The organism is Shewanella sp. Actino-trap-3 (assembly GCF_002836275.1).
Classification (GTDB): domain Bacteria; phylum Pseudomonadota; class Gammaproteobacteria; order Enterobacterales; family Shewanellaceae; genus Shewanella; species Shewanella psychromarinicola.
Genome location: NZ_PJCE01000001.1, coordinates 598,765 through 615,628, shown reverse-complemented (window position 1 = coordinate 615,628; position 16,864 = coordinate 598,765). Strand labels below are relative to the sequence as shown.

Below are 16,864 nucleotides of genomic sequence, written 5' to 3'. Positions count from 1 at the left end.
TTATGTATCCTGGCTGATCCGGCTGGCTACGGCTTCTTGCTGATCTTTATATTTGGCACTCTTACGTGTGTTATAAGGGCGAGCAACCGCTGAACTTAAGCGTTCAAAATTGAGCGCTCCTATCGTCATCCCAGGACGAAGCGCCAACGGTAATTTACCACTATTAAAGAATTCTAATACTATTTTGCCTTGCCAACCGGGATCAATACGATGCGCAGTCGCATGCACCATCAAGCCTAAGCGCGCAAGTGAAGAGCGACCATCTAACCAACCCACAATATCTGCTGGTAATGTTACACTTTCATAGGTTACCGCTAAGGCTAATTGACCAGGATGAAGGAAAAAGGCCTCATTCTCGGCAATTTCAATTTTGTCGCTCATAACCCGATCAAGTGCTATTTGCATTTCTGCACTTGGGCCACTTAAATCAATATAAGGTGCGGTATGGTCTTTAAATACCCGAAATTGGCTGCCTAAACGCACATCCACACTCACCCCCGAAATCGCTTCCACACCAGGACGCGGATCGATGTTAATGGTGCCATTATCTAAACATTGCTCAATTTCAATATCGGTTAAACGCATACTGCACTCTCTCCTAGATAAGGCTATTTAGCCAATAAATGCTGAATTCTAGCTTTTAAAATATCAGTTGCGATACGATTTTTACCACCCCGTGGAACGATAATATCGGCATATTGCTTTGACGGCTCAATGAATTGCAAAAACATCGGCCGCACAGTGCGTTTGTACTGTGAAATAACCGTTTCCATTGTTCTGCCACGTTCAGCAACATCACGGGTTAACCGACGTAAAAAACAAATGTCCAATGGCGTATCCATAAACACACTGGCATCGATTAACTCACGTAATTTAGGGGCGGTTAATAATAGAATGCCTTCTACGATAATCACTCTTTTAGGCTGCATGGTGAGCGTCTCGCTGGTACGAGTATGCTCAGTATAGCTATAACAAGGAATGCTAACTGCTTCACCCTGTTTTAGCTGAGTTAAGTGAGTCGCTAACAACTGATGATCTAACGCTTTGGGATGATCGTAATTGGTTTTGACACGATCTTCCATCGTCAAATGACTTTGGTCATGATAATAGGCATCTTCGTTGATCACACCAATCTGATTGGTTCCTAAATCACGGCACAATTCTTCAAAAATTGTTTTAGCAATTAAACTTTTACCTGAAGCCGACGCACCGGCAATCGCAATAATGACACACTGCTGAGAATTCATCTCTTACCTTATTCGTCTTCTGATATGCTAATTTTTACGACTGATTGTACTTGTTGAAGCGCTAATTCAGCTCCAAGCTTACGAGCAATTTCGCGATATATCCCAGACACTTCACTTTCTGGTTCGCTCATCACACTCGGTGTACCATTATCCATGGCTTCACGAATATTAATGTGTAATGGCAGTGAGCCTAATAGTGGCACGTTATAACGCTCAGCTATTTGACTGCCACCATGAGTGCCAAAGGGGTGTTCTTTATGACCACATTCAGGGCAAAGATGAAAACTCATGTTTTCAACAATTCCCAATACAGGAATATTAACTTTATTAAACATGGTAATGCCTTTTTTGGCATCCGCTAAAGCAATATCTTGTGGCGTCGTCACAATGACAGCACCGCTCACTGGCACTTTTTGCGATAGCGTTAATTGAATGTCACCGGTTCCAGGCGGCATATCGATGATTAAATAATCCAGTTCAGGCCATTGTGTTTCATTTAACAGTTGCGCTAGCGCCCCTGCCGCCATTGGACCACGCCATACTGCAGCTTCATCACCACTAAGCATAAAACCGATTGATTGAGCAGAAATGCCATGCACCAACGCCGGGGTCATATGTATGCCATCGGGCGATTCTGGACGAAAATTAGGGATACCCAACATCAGTGGGATAGACGGGCCATAAATATCGGCATCTAAAATGCCCACTTCGGCGCCTTCAGCTTTTAAGGCTAATGCGAGATTAACTGCGGTGGTTGATTTACCCACACCGCCTTTACCAGAAGCTACCGCAATCACTTGCTTTACATTAGGAAGCGGAGGAATAGCAGGGAGTGCTGAATATACCCGCGGCTGAAAATCGATTTCACATTCCACTTCATCAATCGCATCAAGTACAGCTAATTTATTAGTCACAGCCATCACGATGTCGCGGTATTGTGTCATACACGGGTAAGGATAAACTAAGCCCAATTGTAGGCGTTTTCCTTCTATAGACAATGCTGTCACACACCCTGCACTGACTAAGCCTTTGTGTAAATAAGGATCTTCAAATGCTTCTAAAATATCCAACACTGGTGACAATAATTCATCACTTAATTGATAATTTGTATGCGTATTGACCAAAACGGCGACTCCGAACGAGAAATTTGTACAAGTGTATCAGAACTTGGTAAAAAAATAGCGACTAATAAGCTTTTTTACGTCATGTTTTGCTGAAAAAAGTCTGCTAATCAGTTAGTATCAGGCAATATTATTGGTGTAATTTGATATCGAGACAAAATGACAAAATCGCAGCGTAAAATACTGGTCACAAGTGCCCTCCCTTATGCCAATGGCCCAATCCATCTAGGCCACATGCTTGAATATATCCAAACGGATATTTGGTCACGTTTTCAAAAATTACGTGGTCATGAATGCTATTACATTTGTGCCGATGATGCTCATGGCACACCTATTATGCTGAAATCACAGCAAATGGGGATTACACCAGAAGAAATGATTGCTCAAGTTCAAAAAGAGCATCAACAAGATTTCGCCGATTTCAACATTCAATTTGATAATTTCCACACTACTCACAGTGACGAAAATCGTGCACTAGCCAGTGAGATTTATCTAAAATTACGCGACAGCGGTTACATCAAAACCAAAACTATTTCACAATTATTTGACCCTGAAAAGTTAATGTTCTTACCAGACCGTTTTGTCAAAGGCAGCTGTCCTAAATGTAAGTCTGAAGATCAATACGGTGATAACTGTGAAAACTGCGGTGCGACATATAACACCACTGATTTGATCAATCCAAAATCAGCCGTGTCGGGTGCAACGCCCATTATGAAAGACAGCGAACATTTCTTTTTTGACCTGCCTGCATTTGAAGGCATGCTAAAAGAATGGATCCATTCGGGTTCATTGCAACAAGAAATGGCGAATAAACTTAACGAATGGTTTGAGCAAGGCCTAAAGCAATGGGATATTTCACGTGATGCGCCCTACTTTGGTTTTGAAATCCCAGACGCACCCGGTAAATTTTTCTATGTCTGGTTAGACGCTCCCATTGGTTACATGAGTTCGTTTAAAAACTTATGTAACAAGCGTGATGATGTAAATTTTGACGATTTTTGGAGCCTAGACTCAACCGCCGAGGTGTATCACTTTATCGGTAAAGACATTGTTTATTTCCACAGTTTATTCTGGCCTGCAATGTTAGAAGGTGCTGGGTTCCGTAAACCCACCAGTGTTTATGCTCACGGTTACGTCACGGTCAACGGTTCAAAAATGTCTAAATCAAAAGGCACGTTTATTAAAGCGCGTACCTATTTAGACAATTTAGATCCTGAATACCTGCGTTATTACTACGCAGCTAAATTAACTAGCCGTATTGATGATTTGGATTTGAATTTAGAAGACTTTGCCCAGCGAGTTAACTCAGATTTAGTCGGCAAATTGGTTAACCTAGCCTCACGCACGGCCGGTTTTATCGGTAAACGTTTTGAAGGCAAATTAGCCAAGGTTGCAGACAGCAGCTTAAGCGACATATTTTTAGCCAAAAGCGAAACCATTGCTCAATGCTATGAAAACCGTGAATTTGGTAAAGCGATGCGCGAAATCATGGCCTTGGCCGATATGGCTAATGCCTACGTTGCTGATGCGGCGCCTTGGCAATTAGTCAAGCTGGAAGATAAACAAGAAGAAGCCCATCAGGTATGCAGCAATGCATTAAACCTGTTCAGAATTTTGGTTACCTACCTTAAGCCTGTATTGCCTAAACTGGCCGGAAATGTTGAAGACTTTTTACAGTTAACCTTAACATGGGATAATTTAGGCCAAGATCTAGCGGGTCATGAAATCGCGCCATTTAAACCCTTAATGCAGCGTATTGAACCTAAGAGCATTGAAGCTATCATCGATGAGTCTAAAGAAAACTTGCAAGCAACCAATACAGACGCGCCTAAGCAAGCGGTTAATCAATTAGAACTCGATCCTATTAGCCCAGAAATTAGCTTTGATGATTTCGCTAAAATCGATTTACGTATTGCGCGGATCAGCAAAGCGGAACATATCGAGAAAGCCAATAAGTTACTCCGACTTGAATTAGACTTAGGCGGTGAAACCAAGCAAGTATTTGCGGGTATTAAGTCGGCTTATGCACCTGAAGACTTAGTCGGTAAACTGACCGTGATGGTGGCGAACCTTGCGCCGCGCACGATGAAGTTTGGTGATTCTGAAGCCATGGTGTTAGCTGCAGGTCCTGGTGGTAAAGATTTGTTTATTCTAGAACCCCATGAAGGCGCACAGCCGGGGATGCGAGTGAAGTAACACTCAACTAGCCAAACAAAAAAAGACCGCTTTGGCGGTCTTTTTTGTTTGGCTTGATAGTTCATTTGTTATGTTTATTGTATTCACTACTAGAGGTTGATTCGGTCTCTGATTTATAAGCCTCATTCGCTGTTTGCACTTCAAAATCTTCTGCCATTGCCTGCTTTAATCGTTCTTCGTATCGCATAAACAGGTTTAAAAAGTCATTGCTGAACCGCTCACCCTCTGATTCCGTTAACCATTGTGCATATAGACGTTTAGATGCTTCTTTTTCAACCCGTTTATACGTCGACTTTCGCTTACTGACAAAATCGTCAGAATAGCCCAATAAGCGCAATGACGCCGCGCCCACTTCAAGAGCAGAATGATGGGTTTCTGACTCAACAATATCGGCGCCCGCTTCTTTTAATAAATGCCCGTGGCCGCGATCGAATGCCCTCGCAACGATGTTAAGTTTGGGGTAGGTATGATGTAAATATTTCACTAACGCAACACTGCTTTCACGATTATCGATGGCGACAACAAACAAGGAAGCCTGGGCAATACCCGCTGTTGTTAATAAAGCTGGACGGGTAGCATCGCCATAATAGGCTTTAGTATTGATTTTTCTAATCGAGTCAACTTGTGAGGCTTGATGGTCAAGCACCACCGTTTTAATGCCATTGGAAATCAATAATCGATTAACAACTTGGCCAAAACGACCAATACCAGCAATCACCACACAGCCAACCTCGTCAATATTATCTTGGGCGCGTTGATTGGTTTTTTTCTGAAAACGAGGAAAGATCACCTTTTCGAACAAAATGAACAACCCTGGGGTTAAAAACATCGATAACGCGACCACTATCGACAAGGTTTGTGCCAGCTCTGCAGGCAACACATGCTGCTGCACGCTGAAACTTAATAATACAAAGCCAAACTCACCCGCTTGAGCAAGACTTAAGGCAAATAACCAACGATCGCTGCCTTTAATTCGAAAAATTAATGCCAATAAATAAAGTACAATCCCTTTAATTAGCATCACCCCAGAGGTCATTAAGATAATCTCGCTAAAATCGGCAAATAACACCGAAAAATCAATCCCAGCACCCACGGTGATAAAAAACAGTCCTAATAACAATCCTTTAAAAGGCCCAATATTGGACTCTAGTTCATGTTTAAACTCACTATTAGCCAGTACCACGCCCGCCAAAAAGGTGCCTAATGCAGGTGAAATACCAACCAAACTCATTAACGCTGCAATACCAATCACCAACATAAGCGCTGCGGCAATAGATATTTCGCGTACTCCCGAGTCCGCTACCATCCTAAATAATGGCCTACTGAGATAATGCCCACCTAACACCACAGCACCAATAGCTAATACCAGTACAATGGCATATGCCCAACCTGGTAATGAAGCCACGAGACTTAGCTGCTCATGTTGTTCACTCATACTACTAACAGCAGCTTGGGCTTTCTCAACTAACTCAGGTAAGGCTAATAGCGGAATAAAAGCCAACATGGGAATGACGGCTATGTCTTGAAACAACAAGACCGAAAATGCGTTCTTTCCGGCATGGGTTTTATTGAGGCGTTTTTCAGATAAGGTTTGCAACACAATTGCGGTAGATGAAAGGGAAAAAATTAACCCTATGGTTAACGCTGTACTGAGCCCATATCCAGCATAAGTCGCACAGGCCATCACGGCCAAAATAGTCCCCACAACTTGTAAACCACCTAACCCCAATAAACGGTTGCGCATCGCCCATAACATTTTAGGCTCAAGCTCTAACCCAACTAAAAACAACATCATCACCACGCCAAATTCAGCGAAGTGTTGAATCGTGTTGGTTTCACTGCCGACTAAACCGATAATTGGCCCAATAACAACCCCAGCAATGAGGTAGCCGAGTATTGAACCTAATCCTAATTTATTGGCTAAGGGAACAGCAATTACCGCAGCGGTTAAATAAATAAAAGCTTGTAGGAAATACTCGGTCATTTACGGATCCTTAACAAATAAAAGGCAATATAATACATCCATGGTCTTGTCCATCACCCATTATCTAGACTTCGTTTAATGCCAATAGCTAAGTCAATGTTGTCAAAAAACAGCACTAAACATCGGTTATCTACCTAAGACTAAAGCCGGTAACGCAATGAACATCAGCGCCGGCGCAACCAAGCATTACGATATTGTCAAATTACACGGGATTTACAATATCAATAAAATGATGCTCAATATTGAATTTTTCCGCTAAATGCTCACCCAAAGCTTGGATGCCAAATTGTTCTGTCGCATGATGCCCAGCGGCAAAGTAATGTAACCCTTGCTCGATTGCTGCATGGAAAGTCCGCTCTGATACTTCACCACTGATAAATGCATCAACCTCCATTTGCGCCGCATCATCAATATAGTCTTGTGCACCTCCGGTACACCAAGCCAAGGTCGAGATCATTTTGGTTTCATCACCTATGTGCAACGGTTTACGTTTTAATACGCTGCTGAGTAACTCGCTAAATTCGGCAACCGTTAATGGGTGTTCTAAATGACCATGCCATAATAAATCCTGAGCCACAGGCTCGTAGACTCTTGGGCTAATAATGCCTAATTGTTGGGCTAATTGGGCATTATTACCCACACCATGGTGTGCATCTAACGGTAAATGATAGCCAAATAAACTAATGTCATTATCCATTAATGCTTTGATCCGACGATATTTCATGCCAGTGATGACGTCAGGCTCATTTTTCCAAAAAAAACCATGATGAACCAAAATTGCATCAGCGTTGACCTTTATCGCAGCATCAATTAGTGCCTGACAAGCTGTAACTCCGGTGACTATGGTGTGAATGTTCGACTTACCTTCGACTTGCAGCCCATTTGGCGCATAATCTTTAAACGCACTCACGTTTAAAAAAGTATCAAGATAGGACGCCAATTCTTGACGTGAAATAACTGATGTTTGATGATTTTTGGACATAAAACCCCTAAAAATTTAACTAACCTCAGCCAGTAGACAATATAAGGTTATTGATAATGATATTGACCATACGGACTCACACGATATTCATTCATATAATACTGAATGGCGATACCACCAGTTTACCCGAATATGGTCGAACTCGCGAAGCTTATGCAACCTAAAAACGGTTTAAAATACAGATATTTTACGATCTAAATCAATGAGAAACACAAGCCTCTGAGACAGGTAATATTCGTATAGCCTAAAGTTATTTATTTCAATAACGTCCCAATAAACTGTCGATAAAAACGACTTTTTGACTGATAATTCGACAATTTGGGCATGAATTGGACTTTTGATAACTTAACACTTTAAAATTAGTTACAACCTTAATTTAACGTGATAACAAGTAGGTTATTAACTATGACAACATTGACTAAAGAAGAGGTCATCAGCCAATTACAAACGGCACTTGAAAATCAATCTGGCAAACCCGTTTCAATTGAGCAAGCGGGCAGTTGGTATAAAATCGACGGCGCAAAATCAGTGCGTTTTAGCGAACTCGACGCTATGCATGCTAATTTAACGGCATCTTCAGTAAAAAAAGTACCACTGACAACCACGAGCGGATTAGTCGCTGAACCTAGGCGAAAAGAATCGGCAAAAACTGCAGCGAAAAAAACACCGACTAAAAAGGTTCAATCAACCTCAGGTGGATTAACCCCTAAGCAGTTGTGGCGTCAAAAACTCGAAAATACAATCGGTAAGCAAACATTGCCTCAAGGTTTTTAATAAAACGTGGCAATAACAGATAATACTGTATTGCAAAACAGCTATTGACGACTGCGGGTAAAATAACAGAAGCCTAGGCTCCTGTTATTTTACCCGCATTATCACATTGCAAGGTCGACTCTGACATAACCGGTTAAGTAAACCACCCTAACCTCATCTCCTGCAGCAAAACTCATTCCGGGATCCGCATCTTGGATCACCATAACTTGGCTGCCATCTTCTTGCTTTATCATTAGTTCAACTAATTTAGTTTCAAAATAATATTGTTGGTTACCATGCTGACTTCCGATCCCCCCACCGATCAATGCCCCCAAGACAGTGGCAACATCTTGACCGGAACCACCACCAAATTGATGGCCAATAACACCACCGATTAAGGCTCCACCAAAGGTTTTCCAACCACTGTGACTGTCTTCAACCAGCTGTTTTTCACTCACCTGCTTTACCGATTCAATTTGTCCATACAGTACTTTCTCAACGGGGACCGCTTGATTTCGCTCATAAGCAGCTTGGCTTTGGCCAAAAAAAAGGCAAATTGTCAGCAATACTGCAAAAATACTCTTCATACTCACAGTTATGATTTTAAACATGGCTAATTTCCGCTAAGTTAACGATACGATATTACAAATAATATACTCAATTTGAACTCACTGTGTTATTTAAATCAATCCAACGGGTTTCCTTCGCCGGAACAAGCCCTCATTAATCCTAATGGCTTATTAGCCATTGGAGGAGACTTGCAGCCCACCCGCTTAATACAAGCCTATTATCAAGGTATTTTTCCTTGGTTTAATGCCAATGACCCCATTTTATGGTGGTCGCCCGACCCTAGAGCTGTGTTCACGCCGACTCAACCTTTTGGCAGTAAAAGCTTGATTAAGTTTCTTAAAAAATCAACGTGGCGCTATACCATTAATCATGCATTTTTGGACGTAGTAGCGGGATGTGCACAGCCTCGCGATAGCCAAAGTGGCACGTGGATATCGGCAGAAATTCAAATGGCCTATTATGAACTTCATCTTCAAGGGCGCGCTCACTCTATTGAAGTGTGGGATGGCGAACACCTTGTCGGTGGTCTGTATGGTATTCCGGTAGGAGGTATTTTTTGCGGTGAATCGATGTTCCATCGCCAAACTAATGCATCAAAAGCTGCGTTTGCTATACTGAATCAACACTTGGTGAAAAATAATTTCCAGTTAATTGATGCCCAAATAATAAACCCACATTTGCTCAGCCTTGGCGCTAACGCCCTACCAAGACGCAAATTTTTGTCGATACTTCATCAATATCGAGATCAAGCCATTTCAGCGTCAATATGGCACAAACAAGAGGTGTTAATTGAATTCTAAATCGGTCAGCGTCGGCATAAGCCAACCTTTTGATTGCAACTATATTGAAGGCAATAAAGAACAATTGTTGGTCATCCAGGAACCACAAGTTGACGCAGCATTATTTGAACAACTTCTGGCTATGGGGTTTCGTCGTAATGGAAATGCCATTTATAAACCACGTTGCCCAAACTGCCAAGCCTGTCAGTCTATTCGATTGAATGTGAACGATTTTGTGTTATCAAAACGTCAGAAACGCACGTTAAAAAACAACCGAGATTTACATTGGAAAGTCAGCCATACATCACGGCCTGAACATTATATTTTGTACCAGCGTTACATTAATGAACGGCACAGCGATGGACCCATGTTCCCGGCATCACAAAGCCAATATGATGATTTTTTATTATCTGATTGGTTGCCGCCAATGTATATCGAGGTATTTTATCATGAGAAGTTAATTGCAGTCGCGGTCACCGATGATATGGCACAGAGTTATTCGGCGATTTACAGTTACTTCGACCCGGACTATGCTGAACGATCCTTGGGTTCACTGATGATTTTAATTCAATGCCAATTGGCAAAGTCATTGGGTAAGCGATTTTTGTATTTGGGCTATCAAATTGATCAAAATAGGAAAATGAGTTATAAACGCCAATACCGTCCATATCAAATTTTAACAGCACTTGGTTGGCAAGTTGGCGAAAATCTTACACCTCTTTCTCGTTAACGCCCTTTACAGTTCAGGGTTTTTGGGGCATGATACGCCCGATTTTTTCATATTTGAAGGCTAATGGGATAACTAATTAATGGCGAAAGAAGACAACATTGAAATGCAGGGCACTATCCTTGAGACCTTGCCAAATACAATGTTCCGCGTAGAGCTTGAAAATGGACATGTGGTGATAGCCCACATCTCTGGCAAAATGCGCAAAAACTACATCCGTATTTTAACCGGTGACAAAGTCACGGTTCAGTTGACTCCTTATGACTTATCAAAAGGTCGTATCGTCTTCCGCGCACGTTAATCGCTAGCCTCAACAATGTAAAAACCGACTGCCTGTCGGTTTTTTTGTTGTTATACCAAACTGCATAAGTAAAGTGTACTCAGCGCAAAGCAACACGCATCAAACAAAACGAATGTTCAACGTAATGGGTATCCCTTTATCAGAGCATTCAACCAAACATAGTGATGGTTGTAATCCGTTTTGCAGAAGCACCTCATACGCTCCACTGCTATGTTGTATTGATTTAAAAAGGGAATACCCATTTTGCCATCAATACCCATTGAATTGAACAGTGAGTAACGCTCTGAGTTGATGACTTATTTATCAAGAAACGGTATTAGGCGCAATTAACACACATAAAAAAGATGACCCATGGGTCATCTTTTTCAATTGTATCGTTAATGACTACGACACTTTTTCTAACGACTCACAATTGATATTGATCTCACCGTCTTTCACGTCAATGTGCGCGACACCGCCCCTTTCAAGCACGCCAAATAGAATTTCATCGGCTAGTGGGCGTTTAATCAATTCGGTCACCACACGCGACATAGGACGCGCGCCCATCGATTTGTCGTATCCCTTCTCCGCAAGCAAGGTTCGAGCCTCGTCACTGACATCCAAGGTGACATGTTTATCATCAAGTTGTGCCTGTAACTCAACTAAGAACTTATCAACCACTTTGGCGATTACTGTCATATCCAAATGATTAAACCATACGATTGAATCTAATCGATTACGAAACTCAGGTGAAAAGATTTTATTGATTTCAGCTAAGGCATCTTGAGTATGATCTTGCTGTCTAAAGCCAATCGATTTACGAATAGTTTCTTGCACGCCAGCATTGGTTGTCATCACTAACGTCACATTTCTGAAATCAGCTTTACGACCGTTATTGTCAGTTAACGTACCGTGATCCATCACTTGTAATAGCAAGTTGAATACATCAGGGTGCGCCTTTTCAATCTCGTCAAGTAGCACCACACAATGTGGGTTTTTAATCACAGCATCGGTTAACATGCCACCTTGATCGTAACCAACATAACCTGGAGGAGCACCGATTAAACGCGACACAGTGTGGCGTTCCATATACTCAGACATATCAAACCGAATGAGTTTAAGATTGAGACAATTGGCCAATTGGTTGGTGACTTCGGTTTTACCTACCCCTGTCGGGCCGGCAAACATAAAGCTACCCACGGGCTTTTTCTCTGAGCCTAAGCCACTGCGCGACAAGCGAATAGCGGAACTGAGGCTCTCAATAGCCTTGTCCTGCCCAAATACCACCATCTTAAGGTTGCGTTCTAGGTTACGCAGCATATCCTTGTCAGTCGACGATACCGACTTCTCAGGAATACGCGCCAACTTGGCAATGATAGCTTCTATTTCAGCTTGACCAATGGTCTTCTTACGTTTGCTTTGCGGCATCATCACCATGCGCGCACCCGCCTCGTCAATCACATCAATCGCTTTGTCGGGTAAATGACGGTCATTAATGTGTTTTGCCGATAAGATAGCAGCACTGCTGATGGCCGCTTGGGTATAGCGTACACCATGGTATTGTTCGTACTTAGATTTAAGCCCCATCAATATTTTGGTGGTTTCAGCGACAGAAGGCTCATTGATATCAATTTTTTGGAAGCGACGTGCTAAAGCACGGTCTTTTTCAAAAATGCTTTGATATTCTTGGAACGTCGTTGACCCCATGCAACGTAACTTACCACTTGATAACAATGGCTTGAGTAAGTTAGACGCATCCATCACACCGCCAGAAGCGGCGCCAGCACCAATAATGGTATGAATTTCATCAATAAATAAAATAGCATGCTCATCCGCAGCTAATTCTTTTAATAAGCTTTTAAAGCGCTTTTCAAAATCACCACGGTATTTAGTGCCCGCTAATAATGCGCCCAAATCTAACGAATACACGGTCGCATTGGCCATCACTTCAGGCACTTGTTTGTTGACGATGCGATAAGCCAAACCTTCTGCTATAGCCGTTTTACCCACGCCAGCTTCACCCACGAGTAAGGGGTTGTTTTTACGACGACGACAGAGTGTCTGAATCGCACGTTCAATTTCAGCATCACGACCAATTAATGGATCGATAGTACCGTCTTGCGCTAATTGGTTTAAATTAGCCGCAAATTGCGCCAACATGCTACGGTCTTCGGCATTTTCAGATTGATCATCAATGCGTTCTTGATCTTGTGGTTCGCTAGAATCATCTTCTTTACCCATGCCATGAGAAATAAAATTAACCACATCTAAGCGGGTAATCTCACAACGACGCAGTAAATAAACCGCTTGGGATTCTTGCTCACTAAAAATAGCAACCAGCACATTGGCACCAGAAACTTCATTACGACCAGATGATTGCACATGGAAAACCGCACGTTGCAGAACACGTTGAAATCCTAAGGTAGGCTGTGTTTCACGCTCTTCAGTTGATTCGGCAATAATCGGTGTGGTTTGTTGAATGAAATTAGCCACTTCTTCTCGTAAACGATTAACATCCGCCCCACAAGCAACTAATGCTTCATAAGCAGAGGGATTATCAATCAGCGCTAATAATAAATGTTCTACCGTCATGTATTCATGACGTGAATCTCTAGCTTGCTGAAACGCTAGGTTCAAGGTGACTTCCAGGTCTTTGTTCAGCATAAGCACCCCCTAAATTTAACCACAGACTGTGAGATATCGATTTTATACTTTCTCTAACGTACACAGTAACGGATGTTGGTTTTCTCTTGCAAACTGATTTACTTGAAAAACTTTTGTTTCTGCAATTCCAAATGGAAACACACCACACAATCCTTTGCCTTGGTTATGGATTGCTAACATAATATCAACAGCTTGCTGTTCATTTTTCTCAAAGAAACGTTGTAATACTTCTACCACAAAATCCATCGGGGTGTAATCATCATTGTTTAGCACCACGTTATACATATGGGGTGGTTGTAGCTTAGATTCAACCTTTTCTTCAATATGTTCTACACTGCCTATTTTAGCCATTGTTTAATACTAGCCTCTCGTTTGGTTCCCGACCACTTGATATTATTAAATTAATTAAATGTTGCCTTTTTGTTAATTACCGCTTGACATCTTTTCGTACAAATTTCATTCTATTTGTTAGGCGGCGAATAATAGACCGCTGGATAATAAGTTTTACTATCTTACTGGTAAGTAGACAATAGAAGGAAGTGGAAGTATGGCAAACGGAACTGTAAAATGGTTCAACAACGCCAAAGGATTCGGGTTTATTTGCCCTGATCAGGGTGGCGAAGATGTATTTGCGCACTATTCAACTATCGAAATGGAAGGTTATCGTACCTTAAAAGCAGGTCAACCTGTATGCTTCGAAGTTGAAGCTGGTCCCAAAGGAATGCATGCTTCAGCCATCTCGCCAACAAAATAATTGGTGAGACTATAAGACAAAAAGACAGGGATTTTAATCCCTGTCTTTTTTTATTGACTTAAATAACCTCAATGAACAAAAATAAATAATTATTTAACTGCTTGTTAGCCAGCGTTGAGGTTTTTAGTCTCAATTTAGTCAAGATGAGAACTTCAGTTGACGCTATCGCTGTTGATGTCATCACCACGCAATCACCTTGAAGGCGTTACCCGCAGACATTAGCCCTTAAAAAATTGGTTTAATGTGGCACTTGGGCGCATCGCTTGTTCAGCTTTCGCAGCATCTAAACGGTAATAACCGCCTAAATCTACGGCAGGACCTTGTGAACCATTCAACTCCGCAAGGATAACCGTTTCATTTGCAGCCAATGATTTAGCCAATGGTACAAAATACGCAGCCAGCGCTGAATCATCTGTTTGCTCAGTTAATGCTTGTGCCCAATACATCGCTAGGTAGAAGTGGCTACCGCGATTATCAAGTTCACCTACACGACGAGAGGGTGATTTATTGGTGTCAAGGAACTTACCAATAGCCACGTCTAGCGTGTCTGCTAGCACTTGTGCTTTAGGGTTGTTGGTCGTTTGACTTAAGTGCTCTAAAGAAGCCGCTAATGCCAAGAACTCACCTAATGAATCCCAACGTAAATGACCTTCTTTTTCCACTTGTTGTACGTGCTTAGGCGCAGAACCACCCGCACCTGTTTCAAATAAACCACCGCCACTCATTAACGGCACAATAGACAACATTTTCGCACTCGTGCCCAATTCAAGAATTGGGAACAAATCGGTTAAGTAATCACGTAATACATTACCCGTTACCGAAATAGTGTCTTCACCTTTGATGATCCGCTCTAAGGTGAAACGTGTTGCATCTTCTGGTGACATCACCTGAATATCTAAACCAGCTGTTTCTTGCTCTGATAAATATTGAGTCACTTTTTTAATTAACTCAGCATCGTGAGCACGATGACTGTCTAACCAAAATACCGCTGGTGTATTGCTTAAACGTGCACGCTTAACGGCCAGTTTAACCCAGTCACGAATAGGCGCATCTTTCACTTGGCACATACGGTAAATGTCGCCAGTTTCAACGTTATGGCTCATTAATACATCGCCTGCTTGGTTAATCACATTAACCGTACCGGCCGCAATAATTTCAAAGGTTTTGTCGTGGCTACCGTATTCTTCTGCTTTTTGAGCCATTAAGCCCACGTTAGGCACACTGCCCATTGTGGTTGGGTCAAATGCACCGTGCTTTTTGCAGAACGCAATCGTTTCTTGGTAAACACCCGCGTAGCTACGATCTGGGATCATCGCTTTGGTGTCTTGTAACTGGCCATCTGGGCCCCACATTTTCCCTGACGAACGGATTGCGGCTGGCATTGATGCATCAATAATGATGTCACTTGGTACGTGTAAGTTAGTGATGCCTTTATCTGAATCAACCATAGCAAGTGCTGGACGAGCAGCATAAACAGCGGCAATGTCAGCTTCAATTTCACTACGTTTAGCTTCTGGTAAGGTACTTATTTTGGCATACACATCACCAAAGCCGTTATTTACATCAACACCGAGTTCAGCAAATAACGCGCCGTGCTTATCGAAGACGTCTTTAAAGAACACTTTCACGGCAAGACCAAATAATATGGGGTCAGACACTTTCATCATGGTGGCTTTAAGGTGCAAAGATAATAAAACATCTTCTGATTTTGCCGCTTCGATTTCACGAGCATAAAAATCGACTAACGCTTTTTTGCTCATCACTGAAGAATCAATAACTTCGTCAGCCAATAGCGCTAAACCACTCTTAAGCACAACGTCTTTACCGTCTTGTTGGGTCAACACGATATTGACTTTATCTGCTGCGGCTAAGGTTACAGACTGTTCGCTTCCGTAGAAGTCACCTTCGTTCATATGAGCAACGTGAGACTTAGACGCGCTCGACCATTTGCCCATTGAATGGGGGTTTTTCTTGGCGTAGTTTTTCACTGACGTCGGTGCACGGCGATCTGAGTTACCTTCACGTAATACCGGGTTTACTGCACTGCCTTTAATTTTGTCATAGCGGGATTGAGCTTCAACTTCAGCGTCATTTTTAGGCTCATCAGGGTAGTTAGGAATGTCATAGCCTTTTGCTTGAAGTTCAACAATACAGGCTTTTAACTGCGGAACTGAGGCACTGATGTTAGGTAATTTAATAATGTTGGCTTCTGGCTGGTTAGCCAATTCGCCTAATTCTGTTAGCGCATCAGCAATTTTTTGCTCTGAGGTTAATTTTTCAGGGAAGTGAGCAATAACACGAGCTGACAAAGAAATATCACGGGTTTCAACTTTTACGCCTGCTGCATTAGTGAAGGTACGGATAATAGGTAAGAAAGACAGCGTAGCCAGTGCCGGCGCTTCGTCGGTTTCTGTGTATATAATCGTTGGAGTGTTATCTTTCATTTTATTTCCTACATTATTGTAAATTATCAATTTATTCGAATAAATTGTGTAAGCATTTAATGGATTTTCGTTGACAACACACGCGCAAGTAAACCTTGACTTGCAACCTTGGCGCATCTCTTTAGTCTGCCAAGTATGTGAAATCGCCGATCCCATTTATTATTATATTTTGTTCTCAAACCGCTGAGCTTTGGCAGGTAAACCAGATGCCCAAGAATGATAAATTAGCTATAGATCACACTTTTTAGGCGGACATCATAGATCATTCTTAATCATTTTCAAATTCCACTAAGGACGAATACGCAGTAAACTATCATAAATTGATTTATATTCGCTCACTTATCACTCACTCTTATAACCTAG

General features: G+C 42.0%; 15 protein-coding genes. 6 read left to right on the top strand and 9 right to left on the bottom strand.

What is annotated here, in order from left to right; translation table 11 throughout:
• Genes dcd through apbC form a run of 3 tightly spaced genes read right to left on the bottom strand, consistent with a single transcriptional unit; the run spans position 1 to position 2,371 of the window.
• The gene (gene dcd / locus CXF80_RS02730) at positions 1 to 585 is read right to left on the bottom strand and encodes a dCTP deaminase (RefSeq protein WP_101030993.1); all 585 of its coding nucleotides are present in this window, start codon (positions 583 to 585) and stop codon (positions 1 to 3) included.
• 23 nt (positions 586 to 608) lie between these two features.
• Positions 609 to 1,247: a uridine kinase gene (udk, locus tag CXF80_RS02725; RefSeq protein ID WP_101030991.1), complete on the bottom strand. Its 639-nt coding sequence runs from the start codon at positions 1,245 to 1,247 to the stop codon at positions 609 to 611.
• Between the two features lie 8 nt (positions 1,248 to 1,255).
• Positions 1,256 to 2,371, bottom strand: coding sequence for an iron-sulfur cluster carrier protein ApbC (apbC, locus tag CXF80_RS02720; RefSeq protein ID WP_101030989.1), 1,116 nt, complete (start codon positions 2,369 to 2,371; stop codon positions 1,256 to 1,258).
• Positions 2,372 to 2,527: 156 nt separating this feature from the next.
• Between apbC and metG the strand changes: the two genes are divergently transcribed.
• Positions 2,528 to 4,564: a methionine--tRNA ligase gene (metG, locus tag CXF80_RS02715; protein ID WP_101030987.1), complete on the top strand. Its 2,037-nt coding sequence runs from the start codon at positions 2,528 to 2,530 to the stop codon at positions 4,562 to 4,564.
• 61 nt (positions 4,565 to 4,625) lie between these two features.
• Here the strand turns inward: metG and CXF80_RS02710 are convergent, their stop codons facing one another.
• Together CXF80_RS02710 and CXF80_RS02705 are read right to left on the bottom strand one after the other, a co-directional pair.
• Positions 4,626 to 6,548: a monovalent cation:proton antiporter-2 (CPA2) family protein gene (locus tag CXF80_RS02710; RefSeq protein WP_101030985.1), complete on the bottom strand. Its 1,923-nt coding sequence runs from the start codon at positions 6,546 to 6,548 to the stop codon at positions 4,626 to 4,628.
• A 202-nt stretch (positions 6,549 to 6,750) separates the two neighbouring features.
• Complete coding sequence (locus CXF80_RS02705) at positions 6,751 to 7,503, bottom strand: Nif3-like dinuclear metal center hexameric protein (protein WP_101034657.1); 753 nt, start codon at positions 7,501 to 7,503, stop codon at positions 6,751 to 6,753.
• A gap of 432 nt (positions 7,504 to 7,935) precedes the next feature.
• On the opposite strand from CXF80_RS02705, the gene CXF80_RS02700 reads away from it, so the two are divergent.
• Positions 7,936 to 8,304: a hypothetical protein gene (locus CXF80_RS02700; RefSeq protein WP_101030983.1), complete on the top strand. Its 369-nt coding sequence runs from the start codon at positions 7,936 to 7,938 to the stop codon at positions 8,302 to 8,304.
• A gap of 101 nt (positions 8,305 to 8,405) precedes the next feature.
• Here CXF80_RS02700 and CXF80_RS02695 read toward each other — a convergent pair whose 3' ends face one another.
• On the bottom strand, positions 8,406 to 8,894 hold the full coding sequence (locus tag CXF80_RS02695) for a glycine zipper 2TM domain-containing protein (RefSeq protein WP_372491477.1): 489 nt from the start codon (positions 8,892 to 8,894) through the stop codon (positions 8,406 to 8,408).
• A gap of 51 nt (positions 8,895 to 8,945) precedes the next feature.
• Here CXF80_RS02695 and aat point away from each other — a divergent pair, with 51 nt between their 5' ends.
• From aat to infA, 3 genes are all read left to right on the top strand, one after another.
• On the top strand, positions 8,946 to 9,653 hold the full coding sequence (aat, locus tag CXF80_RS02690) for a leucyl/phenylalanyl-tRNA--protein transferase (protein WP_101030981.1): 708 nt from the start codon (positions 8,946 to 8,948) through the stop codon (positions 9,651 to 9,653).
• Positions 9,643 to 10,362 carry an arginyltransferase gene (locus tag CXF80_RS02685; RefSeq protein ID WP_101030979.1) on the top strand — a complete coding sequence of 240 codons (720 nt, stop codon included), beginning with the start codon at positions 9,643 to 9,645 and terminating at the stop codon, positions 10,360 to 10,362. The genes aat and CXF80_RS02685 overlap by 11 nt, the downstream gene beginning before the upstream one ends.
• Before the next feature lie 79 nt (positions 10,363 to 10,441).
• Positions 10,442 to 10,660: a translation initiation factor IF-1 gene (infA, locus tag CXF80_RS02680; RefSeq protein WP_011496276.1), complete on the top strand. Its 219-nt coding sequence runs from the start codon at positions 10,442 to 10,444 to the stop codon at positions 10,658 to 10,660.
• Between the two features lie 384 nt (positions 10,661 to 11,044).
• On the opposite strand, the gene clpA is transcribed toward infA, so the two are convergent.
• Positions 11,045 to 13,303 (bottom strand): ATP-dependent Clp protease ATP-binding subunit ClpA, encoded by a 2,259-nt coding sequence (gene clpA / locus CXF80_RS02675; protein ID WP_101030977.1) that lies wholly within the window; start codon positions 13,301 to 13,303, stop codon positions 11,045 to 11,047.
• Positions 13,304 to 13,345: 42 nt separating this feature from the next.
• Positions 13,346 to 13,654 (bottom strand): ATP-dependent Clp protease adapter ClpS, encoded by a 309-nt coding sequence (gene clpS, locus CXF80_RS02670; RefSeq protein WP_101030975.1) that lies wholly within the window; start codon positions 13,652 to 13,654, stop codon positions 13,346 to 13,348.
• 196 nt (positions 13,655 to 13,850) lie between these two features.
• Here clpS and cspD point away from each other — a divergent pair, with 196 nt between their 5' ends.
• Complete coding sequence (cspD, locus tag CXF80_RS02665) at positions 13,851 to 14,057, top strand: cold shock domain-containing protein CspD (protein ID WP_101030973.1); 207 nt, start codon at positions 13,851 to 13,853, stop codon at positions 14,055 to 14,057.
• 218 nt (positions 14,058 to 14,275) lie between these two features.
• Here the strand turns inward: cspD and CXF80_RS02660 are convergent, their stop codons facing one another.
• On the bottom strand, positions 14,276 to 16,501 hold the full coding sequence (locus CXF80_RS02660) for an NADP-dependent isocitrate dehydrogenase (RefSeq protein WP_101030971.1): 2,226 nt from the start codon (positions 16,499 to 16,501) through the stop codon (positions 14,276 to 14,278).
• Positions 16,502 to 16,864 lie beyond the last annotated feature (363 nt).